The 13506-nt window shown below is 55.4% G+C and carries 12 protein-coding genes; 10 read left to right on the top strand and 2 right to left on the bottom strand.

Features of this window, described 5'->3' with window-relative positions; genetic code table 11:
• Positions 1-22 precede the first annotated feature (22 nt).
• Positions 23-1402: an MFS transporter gene (locus ABD796_RS12630; RefSeq protein ID WP_344908263.1), complete on the top strand. Its 1380-nt coding sequence runs from the start codon at positions 23-25 to the stop codon at positions 1400-1402.
• An 87-nt stretch (positions 1403-1489) separates the two neighbouring features.
• Here ABD796_RS12630 and ABD796_RS12625 read toward each other — a convergent pair whose 3' ends face one another.
• Complete coding sequence (locus ABD796_RS12625) at positions 1490-2314, bottom strand: DUF2935 domain-containing protein (protein ID WP_344908260.1); 825 nt, start codon at positions 2312-2314, stop codon at positions 1490-1492.
• 216 nt (positions 2315-2530) lie between these two features.
• On the opposite strand from ABD796_RS12625, the gene ABD796_RS12620 reads away from it, so the two are divergent.
• On the top strand, positions 2531-2788 hold the full coding sequence (locus tag ABD796_RS12620; RefSeq protein WP_344908257.1) for a DUF2164 domain-containing protein: 258 nt from the start codon (positions 2531-2533) through the stop codon (positions 2786-2788).
• A gap of 27 nt (positions 2789-2815) precedes the next feature.
• The gene (locus tag ABD796_RS12615; protein WP_344908254.1) at positions 2816-3109 is read left to right on the top strand and encodes an antibiotic biosynthesis monooxygenase family protein; all 294 of its coding nucleotides are present in this window, start codon (positions 2816-2818) and stop codon (positions 3107-3109) included.
• Between the two features lie 102 nt (positions 3110-3211).
• On the opposite strand, the gene ABD796_RS12610 is transcribed toward ABD796_RS12615, so the two are convergent.
• Entirely contained in the window at positions 3212-4336 is a 1125-nt protein-coding gene (locus ABD796_RS12610; RefSeq protein WP_344908251.1) for an ROK family transcriptional regulator, read from the bottom strand.
• A 570-nt stretch (positions 4337-4906) separates the two neighbouring features.
• Here ABD796_RS12610 and ABD796_RS12605 point away from each other — a divergent pair.
• The 7 genes from ABD796_RS12605 to ABD796_RS12575 all read left to right on the top strand — a co-directional run bounded on the left by ABD796_RS12605 (position 4907) and on the right by ABD796_RS12575 (position 13456).
• The gene (locus ABD796_RS12605; protein ID WP_344908248.1) at positions 4907-5839 is read left to right on the top strand and encodes an ABC transporter permease; all 933 of its coding nucleotides are present in this window, start codon (positions 4907-4909) and stop codon (positions 5837-5839) included.
• A 13-nt stretch (positions 5840-5852) separates the two neighbouring features.
• On the top strand, positions 5853-6737 hold the full coding sequence (locus ABD796_RS12600; protein WP_344908245.1) for a carbohydrate ABC transporter permease: 885 nt from the start codon (positions 5853-5855) through the stop codon (positions 6735-6737).
• 110 nt (positions 6738-6847) lie between these two features.
• Positions 6848-7660 carry a sugar phosphate isomerase/epimerase family protein gene (locus tag ABD796_RS12595; RefSeq protein ID WP_344908242.1) on the top strand — a complete coding sequence of 271 codons (813 nt, stop codon included), beginning with the start codon at positions 6848-6850 and terminating at the stop codon, positions 7658-7660.
• Positions 7661-7681: 21 nt separating this feature from the next.
• Positions 7682-8812, top strand: a complete 1131-nt coding sequence (locus ABD796_RS12590; protein ID WP_344908240.1) for a Gfo/Idh/MocA family protein — start codon at positions 7682-7684, stop codon at positions 8810-8812.
• Positions 8813-8848: 36 nt separating this feature from the next.
• The gene (locus tag ABD796_RS12585; RefSeq protein ID WP_344908237.1) at positions 8849-10042 is read left to right on the top strand and encodes an MFS transporter; all 1194 of its coding nucleotides are present in this window, start codon (positions 8849-8851) and stop codon (positions 10040-10042) included.
• Positions 10043-10144: 102 nt separating this feature from the next.
• The gene (locus ABD796_RS12580; RefSeq protein ID WP_344908234.1) at positions 10145-11656 is read left to right on the top strand and encodes an ABC transporter substrate-binding protein; all 1512 of its coding nucleotides are present in this window, start codon (positions 10145-10147) and stop codon (positions 11654-11656) included.
• 156 nt (positions 11657-11812) lie between these two features.
• Entirely contained in the window at positions 11813-13456 is a 1644-nt protein-coding gene (locus ABD796_RS12575; RefSeq protein WP_344908232.1) for a bacteriocin maturation protein, read from the top strand.
• Positions 13457-13506: the final 50 nt, after the last annotated feature.

The following is a 13506-nucleotide window of genomic DNA, read 5'->3' as shown; positions in this document are numbered from 1 at the left end:
AGAACCTTGGAGTGTGAGAACCATGAGTATCCGTACGGAGCCGAATGCGGGCAATGCCGCTGAGCAAGGCGTTATGAGAGAAGGGATCGTCAATCTCCTGCTCGGAGTAACGATTGTCCTGGTCATTATGAACACGATGATGTTTAACCTCGCTTTGCCCGACGTGGCCCAAGAGTTCCAGCTGTCGCCCTCGTCGACCTCCTGGATCGTGACGGGGTACTCGATCGTATTTGCGATATCGTCGATCACGTACAGCCGGCTGGCGGATTTCGTGCCGATCCGCAGATTGTTCATTATCGGGATACTGTCGCTCAGCGTTGCGGCGATTGCCGGGCTATTCAGCAGCAGCTTTTTGATGCTGCTGCTCGTTCGTATCGTGCAGGCTTCGGGAGCGGGCTCCATCCCTGCGTTATCGCTCGTTCTGATGTCCCGGTACATTCCGCTCGAACGGCGGGGTAAAGCGATGGCGATGATCATGTCGTCCGTGTCTCTAGGACTCGGTCTGGGCCCGGTCGTCGGCGGGGCAATCGTCGAATATTTGGGCTGGCATGTGCTGTTTGCCGTAACAGGAATAACGCTGCTGCTCGTACCGTTCTTCGGTGCGCTCATTCCGAAGGAACAGCCTCGCAAAGGATCCTTCGACGCTCTCGGTGCGCTGTTTATCAGTATAGGGACGACCGGCTTGCTGCTTTTTCTGACCAGTCATTCCTGGCTTGCGCTCGTGACCGGACTCGTTTCGCTCGTTTTGTTCGTCATTCGCATCCGCACGTTCAAGGACCCGTTCGTGCTTCCGTCGCTTTTCCGCAACCGCTCGTATCTGGTTCTCGGAGCCGTCGGGATTGCGGCGTACCTTTGCAGCTTCTCGACCTTGTTCCTGATGCCGCAAATTTTGGTGAAGCAGTACAGTCTCAGCGCGATCGGAGCGGGACTCGTCATTTTTCCCGGCTCGTTTCTGGCGGTGCTCGTTTCCCGCCGGGTAGGAAGGATCATCGATTCGCGCGGGAATGGCTCGATCATCCGCTTTATTCCGCTGCTTCTCCTGGCTTCCGTCGTTTTGTTCGCTTTATTCGAAGGCGTTTCTTATTTGGCCGTTATGTTCATTTATATGCTGATGAGCATCAGCTTCACGTTCCTGTCCAGCAGCATATCCAATGAAATGTCCCGAATTCTGCTTCCTTCGCAGATCGGCTCCGGACTCGGGCTGTTCCAGCTTCTCCAATTTTTCAGCGGGGCCTTCGGCGTCGCCGCCACCGCCAGCGCGCTCGTCTGGCAAAAGGAGCTTCCTTTGGCGAATGCATACAGCAACATTTATTGGGGGCTCACCATCGTTGTTGTGCTGGCGATCGGCTGTGCGCTGGCGTATCTCCGTTCGGCTTTGCGCAAGACCCAACCGGCATCATAACGCTGGAATAGCCCAATAGGAACAGACAGGAAGCTCCGGATGCGTCCGAAGCCGCCTGTCTGTTCGCGGTTGCAGGGCCCGTCGCCTTTACGGGCCGGCAAGGGGGGCCGGCTTGGCCGTTGCTGCGCCGGTCAGACTATTTTCGAACATATCAATGATAAATAAGAAATGCTCGGCTTCGCGAAATACGTGGTCGGCCAGTAAAGGGTGAATGATGCTTTTGATTCTGCAAGCTTCGATCAGATCGCGCGCCGTCTTTTTAAAGTCGCGAAGCGATTTGACGGATACTTTATTTTGATCCAAAAACTGGTCAAGCAGCGGCAGGGTTTGCGATTGCGGGCGCATAGACTCCAAGTCCTTGGCTTGGAACAACAGAGTATCGAATTCTTGGCTGAAGTTGTTGGCTTGTTCGACAAGCTTGCGTTCGGATGGATCGAGCAAATGGCTGATGAACTTGGCATGGTCGGCCATAATTCTCAAGAAGAATACGTTCTCGTCAATAATGGCATCGGGCAAAGGCTCCAGTCTGCCCATATTTAATTCTTCCAACCGATTTCTGAAATAGTTAGCCTCTCTGCTGACATGGTCGACCAATAAGGGGAAGTTGTTGGCGCCCGGAAGCTGGCAGGTGAGAATCAAGCCCAATACTTTTCTCTTGAATACCCAGATATGAGATACGGCCAGATGCACTTCTTCATTGAACTTTTTTATCGTATACGGATCCGTACCGGGCGTATAGGCGTTGGCCTTGCTTTCGATTTGTTCAAACAGCGCATAGAACCCGTTAGCCTCTTGGATCAACTGCGTATCCTCGCAACGAAACCCCAAGCGGAGAAATAAGGAATGCTCCTTCATAATCCGCGACCAAAAGCGCACTTCTTCCAAAGAACGCTCGACAAAAGCATTGGACATCACATGCACTCCTTCATCGTATCGATCCTATTGCTATACATATGGATGAGTGCCTGTTCGTTATACCCCCGGGGGATAGGGTTCAAATTTCGAAATGAAGACGCGCGTGGCCCCAAACTGCATTATAATGAGAACAGCGTCCTATGCGCCGCTTGGTGTTTGCTACAGGCGGGCAACGGCGGCCGTTACGATTATGCGAAAGAGGAGAGTTTAGTCATGATGGCTATCAAGCTTCCAAAGGAACAGAAAGACGAGATCGTCAAAGCGGTCCAAGCCTTTTTCCAGGAAGAGCGGTCGGAAACAATAGGCGCTCTGGCTGCGGAGCAGTTGATCGATTTTATGGTTCAGCAGCTCGGTCCTTCGATTTACAACCAGGCAATCGGGGATGACCGGTCGATCGTGAACGAGAAGCAAAGCCAGCTCGAGGACGAGCTGTATACGCTGGAGAAGCCGCTCGGCGGCAGGAGAAAATAACGCCGGGGCGAAGGAGGAACGGAACCTATGATACTGGAGGCTGCCATCCTGCGGGTAATCCCGGGTCAAGCTGCGGCTTTTGAGGAGAGCTTTAGGCAGGCATCGCCCCTAATCGCGGGGATGAAGGGCTACGTCGGACATGAGCTGCAAAAGTGCTTGGAACAGCCGGACCAATACTTGCTGCTGGTCCGGTGGGAAAAGCTGGAGGATCATACGATCGGCTTCCGGCAATCGCCCGAATACCAGCAATGGAAGGCACTGCTGCACAGGTATTACGACCCGTTTCCAACGGTCGAGCATTATGAGAAGGTGCCCTTGTAAAGAGGAGATCTTGCTGGAGGAAAAGAGGGACGGTCTGCACCGGCACTAGCCGATGAAGAAGACCGCCCCTGGTTGTCGTTCGCCCGCAAGCGGCGTCCGGGCTTACTGTACGGTTTTTTGCTTGAATATGCCGTGCAGGCCGAGCGTGGCGGCCCCCATGGCGGCTCCGTACTTTTTCCAGTGGGACGAGACGATCGGCGTCGCTCCGTAGGCGGACCGTTCCTGCTTGCTGATGGCGGTGACGAGCTTGTCGAAAAACAGCCCGTTGTCGGTAATCCAGCCGCCGAGAATCATTTTCTCGGGATTGAGCATTTGCAGATTGCGGGCACAGTGGCCGGCGATGTCCTGAATCATCTCTTCGGCCAGCTCGCTGAACGGCTCGGCGCCAGCCAGCGCCAGATCCACAAACGTCCGAATCGTCTCGTCGACCGAGAGGGCCGCGAACGGCTCCGGGTAATCGTCCTTCAGCTTTTTGGCCAATACCGGCGTACAGTAAGGCTCGAAATAAGACGTTTTGCCCGCGGTGCCGCGCGCGCCGTGATAAATCTGGCCGTTGATGACGAGGCCGGCGCCCGTTCCGTAGTCGATCATAAGATAGAGCGTCGTCTGGTCGCCCTTGGCCGCACCGCTGAAGCGCTCGGCAAAGCCGGCGGCGTCGAGGTCGTTTGTCAGCAGCACCGGAATGGACAGCGCTTCCTCCAGCACGGCCAAGAGCGGATAATGGTGCAGCTTCAAATAATGGGAGGTGATGACCGTGCTCTGCGTATCGTCGAGTCTACCCGGCAGCGAGATGCCGATCCGCTTGATCAGGCTGCGGGGAACCTGATGCTTCTGGACGAAGGAGAAAATAAGCTCGACCAGCTCCGTGCTAAGCTGTTCCTCGCCGATCAGCGACTTCAGCCCCTGGTTGGCGATAAGCTCGCCGTGCAGGTTAAGCAGCACGATATGGGCAGGGGAGCTGGAAAGGTTGATCCCGACCACGTAGCCGCCTTCGCCCTTGATCTCGAGCAGCGTCATTTTCCGGCCGACCCCGCTGCCGGACGTACCGACCTCGTGAACGAACTTCTCGCGGATCATTTCCTCGATGAGCACGGAGACGGTCGTCGGGCTAAGCTTGGTTTGGCGGGACAGCTCGACCCGCGAAATCGGACCGTCGGTAAAAATCGCATGAAGGAGCGTAGATTTGTTGATTTCCCGCAGCATTTGCTGGTTTCCTATTTTGATCATGATCGTTCTCCATGTCGCGCATATTGGGGGTGCATAAAGCCTGCGAAGCTCTGTCTGATCATCGATCCCTTAATTATAGCATGGGTAAAGCTGGAAGTGGTTAGCTCATGGATGCAGCCTCCGTCGTTTGTTATTAATTTTACTCATGGAATAATTGATCGACGAAATCGAACGTCATTAGGATAATTGTAAATAGTGCAAGCATCGATGTCAATGAGGAATTACCCGGTTTTAGCGTAAAAACAGCGTTAAACCTGCGTTTTATGCCAAAAAATAAATCGTTGACAAACAGAAGCGAGAGCAAATATAATGATCTCAAATCGAAATGGTAAGCGCATTCAAAATTTTTTGTTTAATTAATTTGTCCATTGGAAGAATCATAAAAGCGGCGATTTAAGCCGTATTGCAAGTGCGCAAAATGAAATCGCTTTTGAAATTGCGGGCTTGGATCATGATTAAGCCGGGGAGGTGCTGCGTTCCGAATAAACGGTATAAAGGGAAGAATGAAACAAACCATGCGCCGGGTAAGGAAACGGGCATTCATTCAAACAGAGGGGATGGGAATCGCCAATGTCATCATGGTCCAACCGAGCGACGTTGAAAAGCTTCAAAAAATATAAAGTGCTTTATTTGATGGTCCTTCCCGGAATCGTCTATCTGCTTATCAATAATTACTTCCCGATGTTCGGCATCATTATCGCCTTCAAGGACATCGATTTTTCCAAAGGCTTGCTGGGCGGCGACTGGGTCGGGTTCCGCAATTTCGAATATTTGTTCAAAACGACGGAAGCGTACACGATTACGCGCAATACGATTTTGTACAATGTCGCATTTATCGCGTTGAACCTGCTCTTTTCGGTCGCGATGGCGATTTTGCTCAACGAATTGAAAAACCGCTTCTTGTCGAGATTTTATCAAAGCGTCATTCTGCTTCCTTATCTGATCTCCACGGTCATTATCGGTTACCTCGTCTTCTCGCTGCTCAGCATGGAGACCGGGTTTATCAATAAAACGATACTGCCGCTGCTCGGCATGGATGAGATTATGTGGTACACGGAGCCCAAATATTGGCCCTTCATCCTGACCATCGTGAAGCTGTGGAGCGGCGTCGGCTATCTATGCATCATTTACTTTGCCGCTGTCGTCGGCATCGACCACGAATATTACGAAGCCGCCACCATCGACGGCGCGGGCAAATTCCAGCAAATTCTGCATATTACGATTCCTTCGATTACGCCGATCATCGTCATTATGACGCTGCTGCAGATAGGACGAATTTTTTATGCGGACTTCGGCCTATTCTACCAGGTGCCGCTCGATTCCGGGCCGCTGCAGCCAACCACCAACGTGCTCGATACTTACGTATACCGGGCTTTGCTCAAAAACGGCGATATCGGGATGGCGTCTGCAGCCGGGCTGTACCAGTCGGTCGTCGGGTTCGTGCTGATCCTGATCTCCAACTACGTCGTGAAGAAAAACAATCCGGACAACGCGCTGTTCTAGGAGGGAGAAGCCAATGAAGCATAGTAGAATCGAGCAGGTTGTGATCCAAATCCTATTCGCGCTGATCGGCGTGTTTTGTCTGATTCCGTTCCTGCTGCTCATCTCGGCGTCGCTGACCGATGAGAATGCGATCATTAAGAACGGCTACTCGTTCTATCCGAGCAAGTTCAGTCTGGAAAGTTACCGGTTTTTGTTCCAGGACTCGTCGGTCATCTTCAACGCCTACGGGGTTTCGATCCTGGTGACCGCAATCGGGACGCTGGCCAGTCTCGCGATCATGACGCTGCTCGCTTATCCGCTGTCCAAACGCGATATGCCGATGCGCAACGCGATGTCCTTCTTTATCTTCTTCACGATGCTGTTCAACGGCGGACTTGTCTCGACGTATCTGATGTACACAAACCTGTTCGATATTAAAAACACGCTGTTCGCCCTGATCGTGCCGGGACTTTTGGTAAACGCTTTTTACGTCATCCTGCTGCGTACCTTCTTCTCGGTGTCGATTCCGGGTCCCGTGCTCGAATCGGCGCATATCGACGGGGCCGGGGAGTTCCGGATCTTTTTCCAGATGGTGCTGCCGCTTTCGCTGCCGGTTCTGGCGACGGTGGGCTTGTTTCAGGTGATTCATTATTGGAATGACTGGTTCAACGGGCTGATTTACATTACCGACAACCGCTACTACAGCATTCAGGTGCTGCTGAACACGATTTTGCTGAACGTGCAGTATTTGCTGGAAAATGCGGACTATTCCAGCCGGGTCGAGGAGTCGAGCGTTATTCCTACGCAAGGGGTGCGGCTCGCCATAGCGGTGATCGGAGTGCTTCCTATATTGATTGCATACCCGTTTTTTCAAAAATATTTTGTCAAGGGCCTGACCGTAGGCGCGATCAAAGGGTAAGCTTCGCCGGTGCGGAATTCGGAAAGGGGGTGAGGGTCGTTCATCAAGCTTAACGGGCGGGGACCGGTTAGACCCATTGGCAGGATCAAGAATAGGGAGGACGAGAACAGATGAAAATCAGCATTGGCGGCTTTTCCTTTTTCAACACGATGAACGAGGGGAAGATGGATACGTTCGGCTATCTGGAATCCTCCAAATACAGATACAACCTCAATACGGTCGATCTGTGGAACGGAACTTTCCAGGACTTGCGTCAAAATATTTTTAAACTGCCCGACGACGCCTACATCCAGAAGGTTCGCGAAGCGCTGGACGAGAAAGAGATGACGGTTATTAATCTGGCGGTCGACGGAGCCCATCTGTGGGACGCGGACCCGGACAGAAGGCAGATGCTGTTCGGCAATGCGGTCGCCTATCTGAAAATCGCCGAGACGCTCGGCGCCAAGACGGTCCGCATCGACACTGGGGATAAACAGTCCGAGCCTTTGACGGAGGAGCAGTTCGAGTATACCGTCAAGCATTTCCAGGAGCTGTCGGCGCGCGCTTCAGACCTCGGCATTATCGTCGGGCCGGAGAACCATATGGGTACGTCCAAAAGCCCGCATTACTTGAAACGGGTTGCGGAAGCCGTCGACCATAGGAGCTTCGGCATCCTGCTCCATATGGGCCGCTGGTCGGAGGACGAGGAGATCGGCGACAGCCTGGTTGCGCCTTGGGTATACCATACGCATTTCGATGGGCGCACCGTCGCTTCGGATCGGGCCGAGAAGCTTGTGCGGACGTTGACGGAAGCCGGATACGACGGCTACTGGGGCATCGAATATAACGCTCCGGGCAACCAATATTTGGAGATGGAATGGGCGATCGCCTCGGTAAAACGGATTTTGACCCAAGTTAGCGCAGCCCCAGCAGCGACTATATAAATTAAAGGAGAGAAGAATCGGATGGGAACAAAAGTGAGAATCGGCATTATTGGCGCGGGATTGATCGGGAAAGCGCATTTGCGAAATTATGCGAATATCCAGGACGCCGAGGTGGTGGCGATCTGCGACGTGAACGAGCAGGAGGCCAGGAAGGTCGCCGAGCAGTTTCATATCCCGCATGTGTATGCCGACTTTCGGGAAATGCTGAAGCGCGACGATATCGAAGCGGTCGACGTATGTCTCCATAACAATCTGCATGCTCCGGTGACGATTGCCGCCTTCGAGGCCGGCAAGGACGTCTATTGCGAGAAGCCGATAGCCGGAGCGTACCGTGACGGGGTTACGATGCTCGAGGCGGCCGAGGCGCACGGGAAGAAGCTGCACGTCCAGCTGGGCACGCTGTACCGCAAGGAGACGAAGGCGGCCAAGGCGCTGATCGACGGCGGCATGCTCGGCAGCATCTACCATGCGCGGGCGACCGGACACCGGCGCAGAGGTCGGCCGTTTATCGACGGGTACGGCACGCCGGCGTTCCTGAACAAGTCGATCGCGGCGGGCGGAGCTTTGATCGACATGGGCGTGTATCATATTGCGCAAATGTTATACTTAATGGACACCCCCAAAGTGCTGCGCGTGTCCGGTAAGGGGTACCGCGAAATCGAGATGGACCCGAAGCGGGCCCAAGAGGCGACCTTCGACGTAGAGGAGCTAGGGCTCGGGTTCGTCAAGTTCGAAGGCGGGGCTACGCTGGATGTGTATGAAGCGTGGAGCATCCATCTGGGGGGTATCGAGGGCTGCAGCATCGTTGGGTCCAAGGGCGGAGTCAAAATGCCGGCCTATTCCGACCAGACCGTTCTGGCGCCGTTCAGCTTCCATACGACGGCTTGCGATATCGACCTGAACTGTTCGGTCAACCTGGACGAAATGGACGGCCGATGGAATCATCTGAAAGAAAACTACGATGCGTACCAGTCGTCCCAGCATCACTGGATCGCTGCGCTGCAAGGACGGGTCGAGCTGCTTCCGACCGCTCATATCGCCCTGCAGACGATGTTTATCAGCGAAGGCATTTACTTGTCCGACCGGCTGGGACGCGAAGTAAGCGCGGAAGAAATTACCGAGCAGTCCAATTCGACCGCTATCCGGCTGTAGAGGCGGCAACAAAGCGAAAGGGGTGATGGGCTTCTAATGGCCGATTTATCCGTCGGGGAAAGTGAGAAACGACTATCGACCCTCAAACGCTTTAACTTCTTTTTGTACGGAACGATTGCGATATTAACGTCCTTCTTCCCGCTGTACTTCCAGGAAATCGGGCTGAGCAAAATCCAGATCGGCATGATTATGGCAGGCGGTCCGTTCATCTCCATTTTCGCGAATCCGTTCTGGGGCTATTGGAGCGATCGGCTGCAAAACGTCAGGAGAATACTGGTCCTGCTGCTGATCGGCAATTTGCTGGCGACCGTCGTCGTGTTCCAGTTGAGGGAATACGCGTGGATTTTTGCGGTCATGCTGGTGTTCTTCTTCTTCAACAGCCCGACGTTCTCGCAGAGCAACAGTCTGATCCTGAATGCGATCGAGAATACGAAATACAAATTCGGAGCCTTCCGGGTATGGGGCTCGCTGGGATGGGCGATTATCGCCGTCCTGGCGGGACCGGTCATCAGTTGGATGGGGCTGCTCAATCTGTGGGTGCTGTACGGCGTCATGATGCTTGTCTCGCTGCTGTTCACCGTCGGCTTGCCTCGGGGCAACGTGACCTCCAAGCCGAAGAAGGAAAGGCAGAGCTATTGGAAGGTCATGTTCTCCAGCAAAATTTTCTTTACGTTCGTCGTGCTCGGGGTATTGATTTCGGTGCCCAATTCGATCAACCAAACCTTTGTGTCGTTGTACATCTCCAATCTCGGAGGCTCCAAGGAGCTGATCGGCTGGTCGGTGTTTTTGTCCGCCATCTTCGAAATCCCGGTATTTCTGTTGTTTGACCGCTATTTGAAAAAATCGACGAAGATGATGATCGGCTGTCTTGTCGTCGTCAGCGTGCTCTTTACGGTCCGCTGGCTGCTCATGTCGGTCGTCGGCGGTCCTCTGCACATCATTTTTATCCAAGTGCTGCATTGCATTACGTTCGGAGGCTACTATTACGTCGGCACGAGCTTGTCGGCCCATCTTATTCCCGGCGAATACCGGGCGACGGGGCAAGCGATCTACGCGCTTACCTGGGGAGGCATCTCGGGCATCGTGGCGGGTCTGGTCGGCGGCTGGATGTTCGATCATCTCGGTCCGCGAGTCATGTACGAGATCAGCGCCATCGTATCGCTGGCCGGGGTGTTCGGCTTCCTGGTCATGTGGCTGCAAGTCAAGAAGCGGTCCGAGCAGACCGCCTAACCGGGAGGGCTCGATCCGCCCTTCCCTCGCCGATCAAGCAAGCGCTTACAGAAAGGCCGAGGTTGAGAACGTTTGATTTTAGAAGATCCGGGAGGTCATTCTATGTTCAAAAAAACGGTTCAATCGTTACTGTTCTCCGTACTGGCTGCAGGCCTGGTAGTAAGCGGCTGCGGCTCCAATCCACCTGGCGACAAGAAAGGAGCCGCAGGCGGCAAAACGGGAGAAAGTCAGCTGCCGCCTTATGAAATCTCGATTGCGTTCTGGGGGAACAACCAGCGCGATATCGGGCTGGTCGAGAAAGAGATCAACAAAATAACTCAGGCCAAAATCAACGCAACCGTCAAGCTGAACCGGATCGAACCGGCCGCCTGGACGCAGCAAAAGATTTTGATGCTCGCCGGCAACGAGAAGGCCGACCTGGTATTCACCGGCGAAGACCAATACATCTCCGAAGTGTCGCAAAAGCAGCTGCTGCCGCTGGACGATCTGCTGAAGAAGCACGGCAAAGACATTGTGGCTTCCTTCCAGCCCGAAGTGCTGGCCGCCTCCAAAATCAACGGCATTACCTACGCCGTGCCGAGCATTCGCGATTTTGCCTCCTACCCGACGATTCTGATGCGCACGGATATGCTGAAAAAGTACAATATCGACGTCAGCAATATTAAGAAGCTTGACGACATCGACCCGGTTTTTCAAAAGATCAAAGAAAACTACCCGACCTACAACCTGCTCGGCAAGGCGACGGCGGCCGCTTCGCTGGCCTACTCGCTCGTCATTACCACCGTCGACCCGCTCGGGGACATGATCGGGGTACTGGACAATCTGGATGGCCTGAAGGTCGTCAACCTGTATGAAACGCCGTATTACGCCAATGTGGTCAAAACATTGAGAAGATGGTATCAGGCGGGCTACATTCCTAAAGATATCGCGACCAGCAAGCAAAGCGGTAAAGACTACATGAAGGCGAACATCGGATTCGCCACCGTTAACAAAGGCAAGCCGGGCATTCCGTCGCAGACTTCGCAAATTGTCGGCGCGGAAGTGACGGAAGTGAAGCTGGGTACGCCGAAAACCGATACGGTAGCGATTACGAACGCAATGTTTGCGATCGCGGCGAATTCCAAAAACCCCGAAAGAGCGATGATGCTGCTCAACCTGATGTACTCCGACAAAGATCTGGTCAACCTGCTCGCTTGGGGAATCGAAGGACAGCACTACGCCAAGCAGCCGAACAACACGATCGACTTCCCGCAAGGGCTTGAAGCTTCCAAGAGCGGCTACAACCTGAGACAAGGCTGGATGTTCGGCAATCAGCTGCTGACGCATCCGTGGACGTCGGACGGACCGGATATTTGGAAGGACATGGCCGAATTCAACAAAAATTCCAAGAAATCGGCGGCGCTCGGGTTCATGTACAACCCGGCTCCGGTCAAAACCGAGCTGGCCGCGATCAACAACGTCATCCAGCAATATTCGATGGGGCTGGAGACCGGTACGCTCGATCCCGAAGAAATTTTGCCCAAATTCAATGCGGCTTTGAAGGCGGCCGGCATCGACAAGGTGATCGCCGAGAAACAGAAGCAGCTCGACAGTTGGGCGGCAAGCAAAAAGTAAGCGGTGCGGCAAAGCCGTCCCGGGCGGATCTGCGAAGATCGGCCGGGACGGCTTTTTGCCGCGCCGGTTTTGATCGATTGACCGGTATGAGGGACAACGGGACGCGCATAGGATGACGATAGAAGGATCAGACAAGTGACGGGAGGTGTTGTTAGCTTGAAAGATGACGGCCATGCCGGCGCAAACCCGACGCGGCGCGTTCCCGGAGCCGGCGTCCTGGCGGTAGGATCGGGTCCGCTGCTGCATGCCCTCGTAGCGGCTTTGATCGATTGCGGGTTCGACAGGATCGACGTGCTGCTTGCCGCCCCGGCCGACGCGGCGGCTGCCGACCGGGAACGGCTGGCGGAGTGGGCAGACGGAGCCCCGTCAGGCAAAGGGAAAGCCGATGTGCGGGAAATCGCCCTGCCGGGCCAGGGGCCGGAGGAGTGGAGAGAGCTCGTCAAGCCGTTTCCGCATATTGTGTACGGATCGGGGCAGGACCGGATCGAAGAGCTGCGTCTTCTTCTCGCTGCCTGCAAAGAGATGGGAAGCGTCGTCGCCCCCGCCCTGCTGCTGGATCGCATTGGCTTGGCGGGTCCCCTCGCGCATCCGGCGTTCCCGGCAAGCTGGGAGTCGGCGTGGCGCCGGATGCATCGGCCCGGGGTTTGCGAGTCTTCGGAGGCGCCGACAGACATGCCGGACGCCTGCGCTTTGCTCGCCAATGTTACCGTATCCCTGCTGAGCGGATCGATTCGAGGAAGGCCCGAGCCGGTGGACGGAAAAGCTTTGTACGTGCTGGAACTGGAGACGCTGGAAGGGGACTGGCATCCTTTTTTGCCGCATCCGTTGGCGAAGGAGGCAGCCGTCGGTAGGATTGTTAGCCCCACGAAGGATGCGGAGACGATGCTGGCGGCAGCCGGGGAGGCGTTCGAACGGGAAAGCGAAGAAACGAATGACGATTGGTTTGCACGCTGGAGCGGGCTTACGTCCAAGCATACGGGAATTTTTCATCGGTGGGAGGAGGAAGAGCTGCAGCAGTTTCCGCTTGCCCAATGTCGCGTTCAGGCCGTCGATCCGGTAAGCGGGGGGCCTGCTGCATTGCTGCCGGCGGTCGTCTGCGGCGGGCTCACTCACGAGGAGGCTCGCTGGGAGGCGGCATGGGCGGGAATCGAAGCGTATGTATCCCGTCTGGCCGTCGCCCTCGTCGGCGCGGTCTCCTTCGACGGCATCGGAGCCGGGGAGTCGGTGGCGGAGGCGATCGCCCGCGGACTCCAGGCATGCCTGGACAAACGTCTGGCCAAGCGGTCAGCAGTGGACGGACCTGCAGCCGGTTCAGTGAGGATCGATATGGTGCAGGATGAACGCTGCCGGTTTTATTGGCACTGTTTGACGAAGCTGCGAGGGCAGCCGGACGTCCGCGTCGGACCCGACGTGGCCGGTTTTCCCGTTATCTGGGTCGGCACGGGCGAATGCTGGTACGGCCGCGCCGATCTGAACGTCACCTGGGCGCTGCGAAACGCGCTGCAAACGGCGCTGCTGGACGCGCAAAATCCGGGCGCGGCGGACCTGCGCAGTCATGGGGTGCTGAAAGTTGGGGCCGCTCTAGAGGGCCGGGAGGCGTTGCGAGGCGCAGTCATCCCATCTTGCGCCGAAAGAGCGACGCCCGATGTCGTACGACACGCTCTTTCCCTGCTACACCGAAGCGGTCTAAAGCTCGAGGCGTCCGATCTGGCGCTGGAGCCGTTTCTGAAGGAACGTTCGGGTGCGGTGTTGGGCGTCTTCCTGCGGGAGACGGGGGCCGGCTTGGGGACGGACGGATAAGAAAAGGGCAAGCTGGCGCCGCATTCATGCGGACGCCAGCTTGCCGTCTT

The sequence above is a fragment of the Paenibacillus hodogayensis genome, from assembly GCF_039536325.1.
GTDB classification, from domain to species: Bacteria; Bacillota; Bacilli; order Paenibacillales; family NBRC-103111; genus Paenibacillus_AB; species Paenibacillus_AB hodogayensis.
This window is presented reverse-complemented; position numbering and strand designations above follow the sequence as displayed.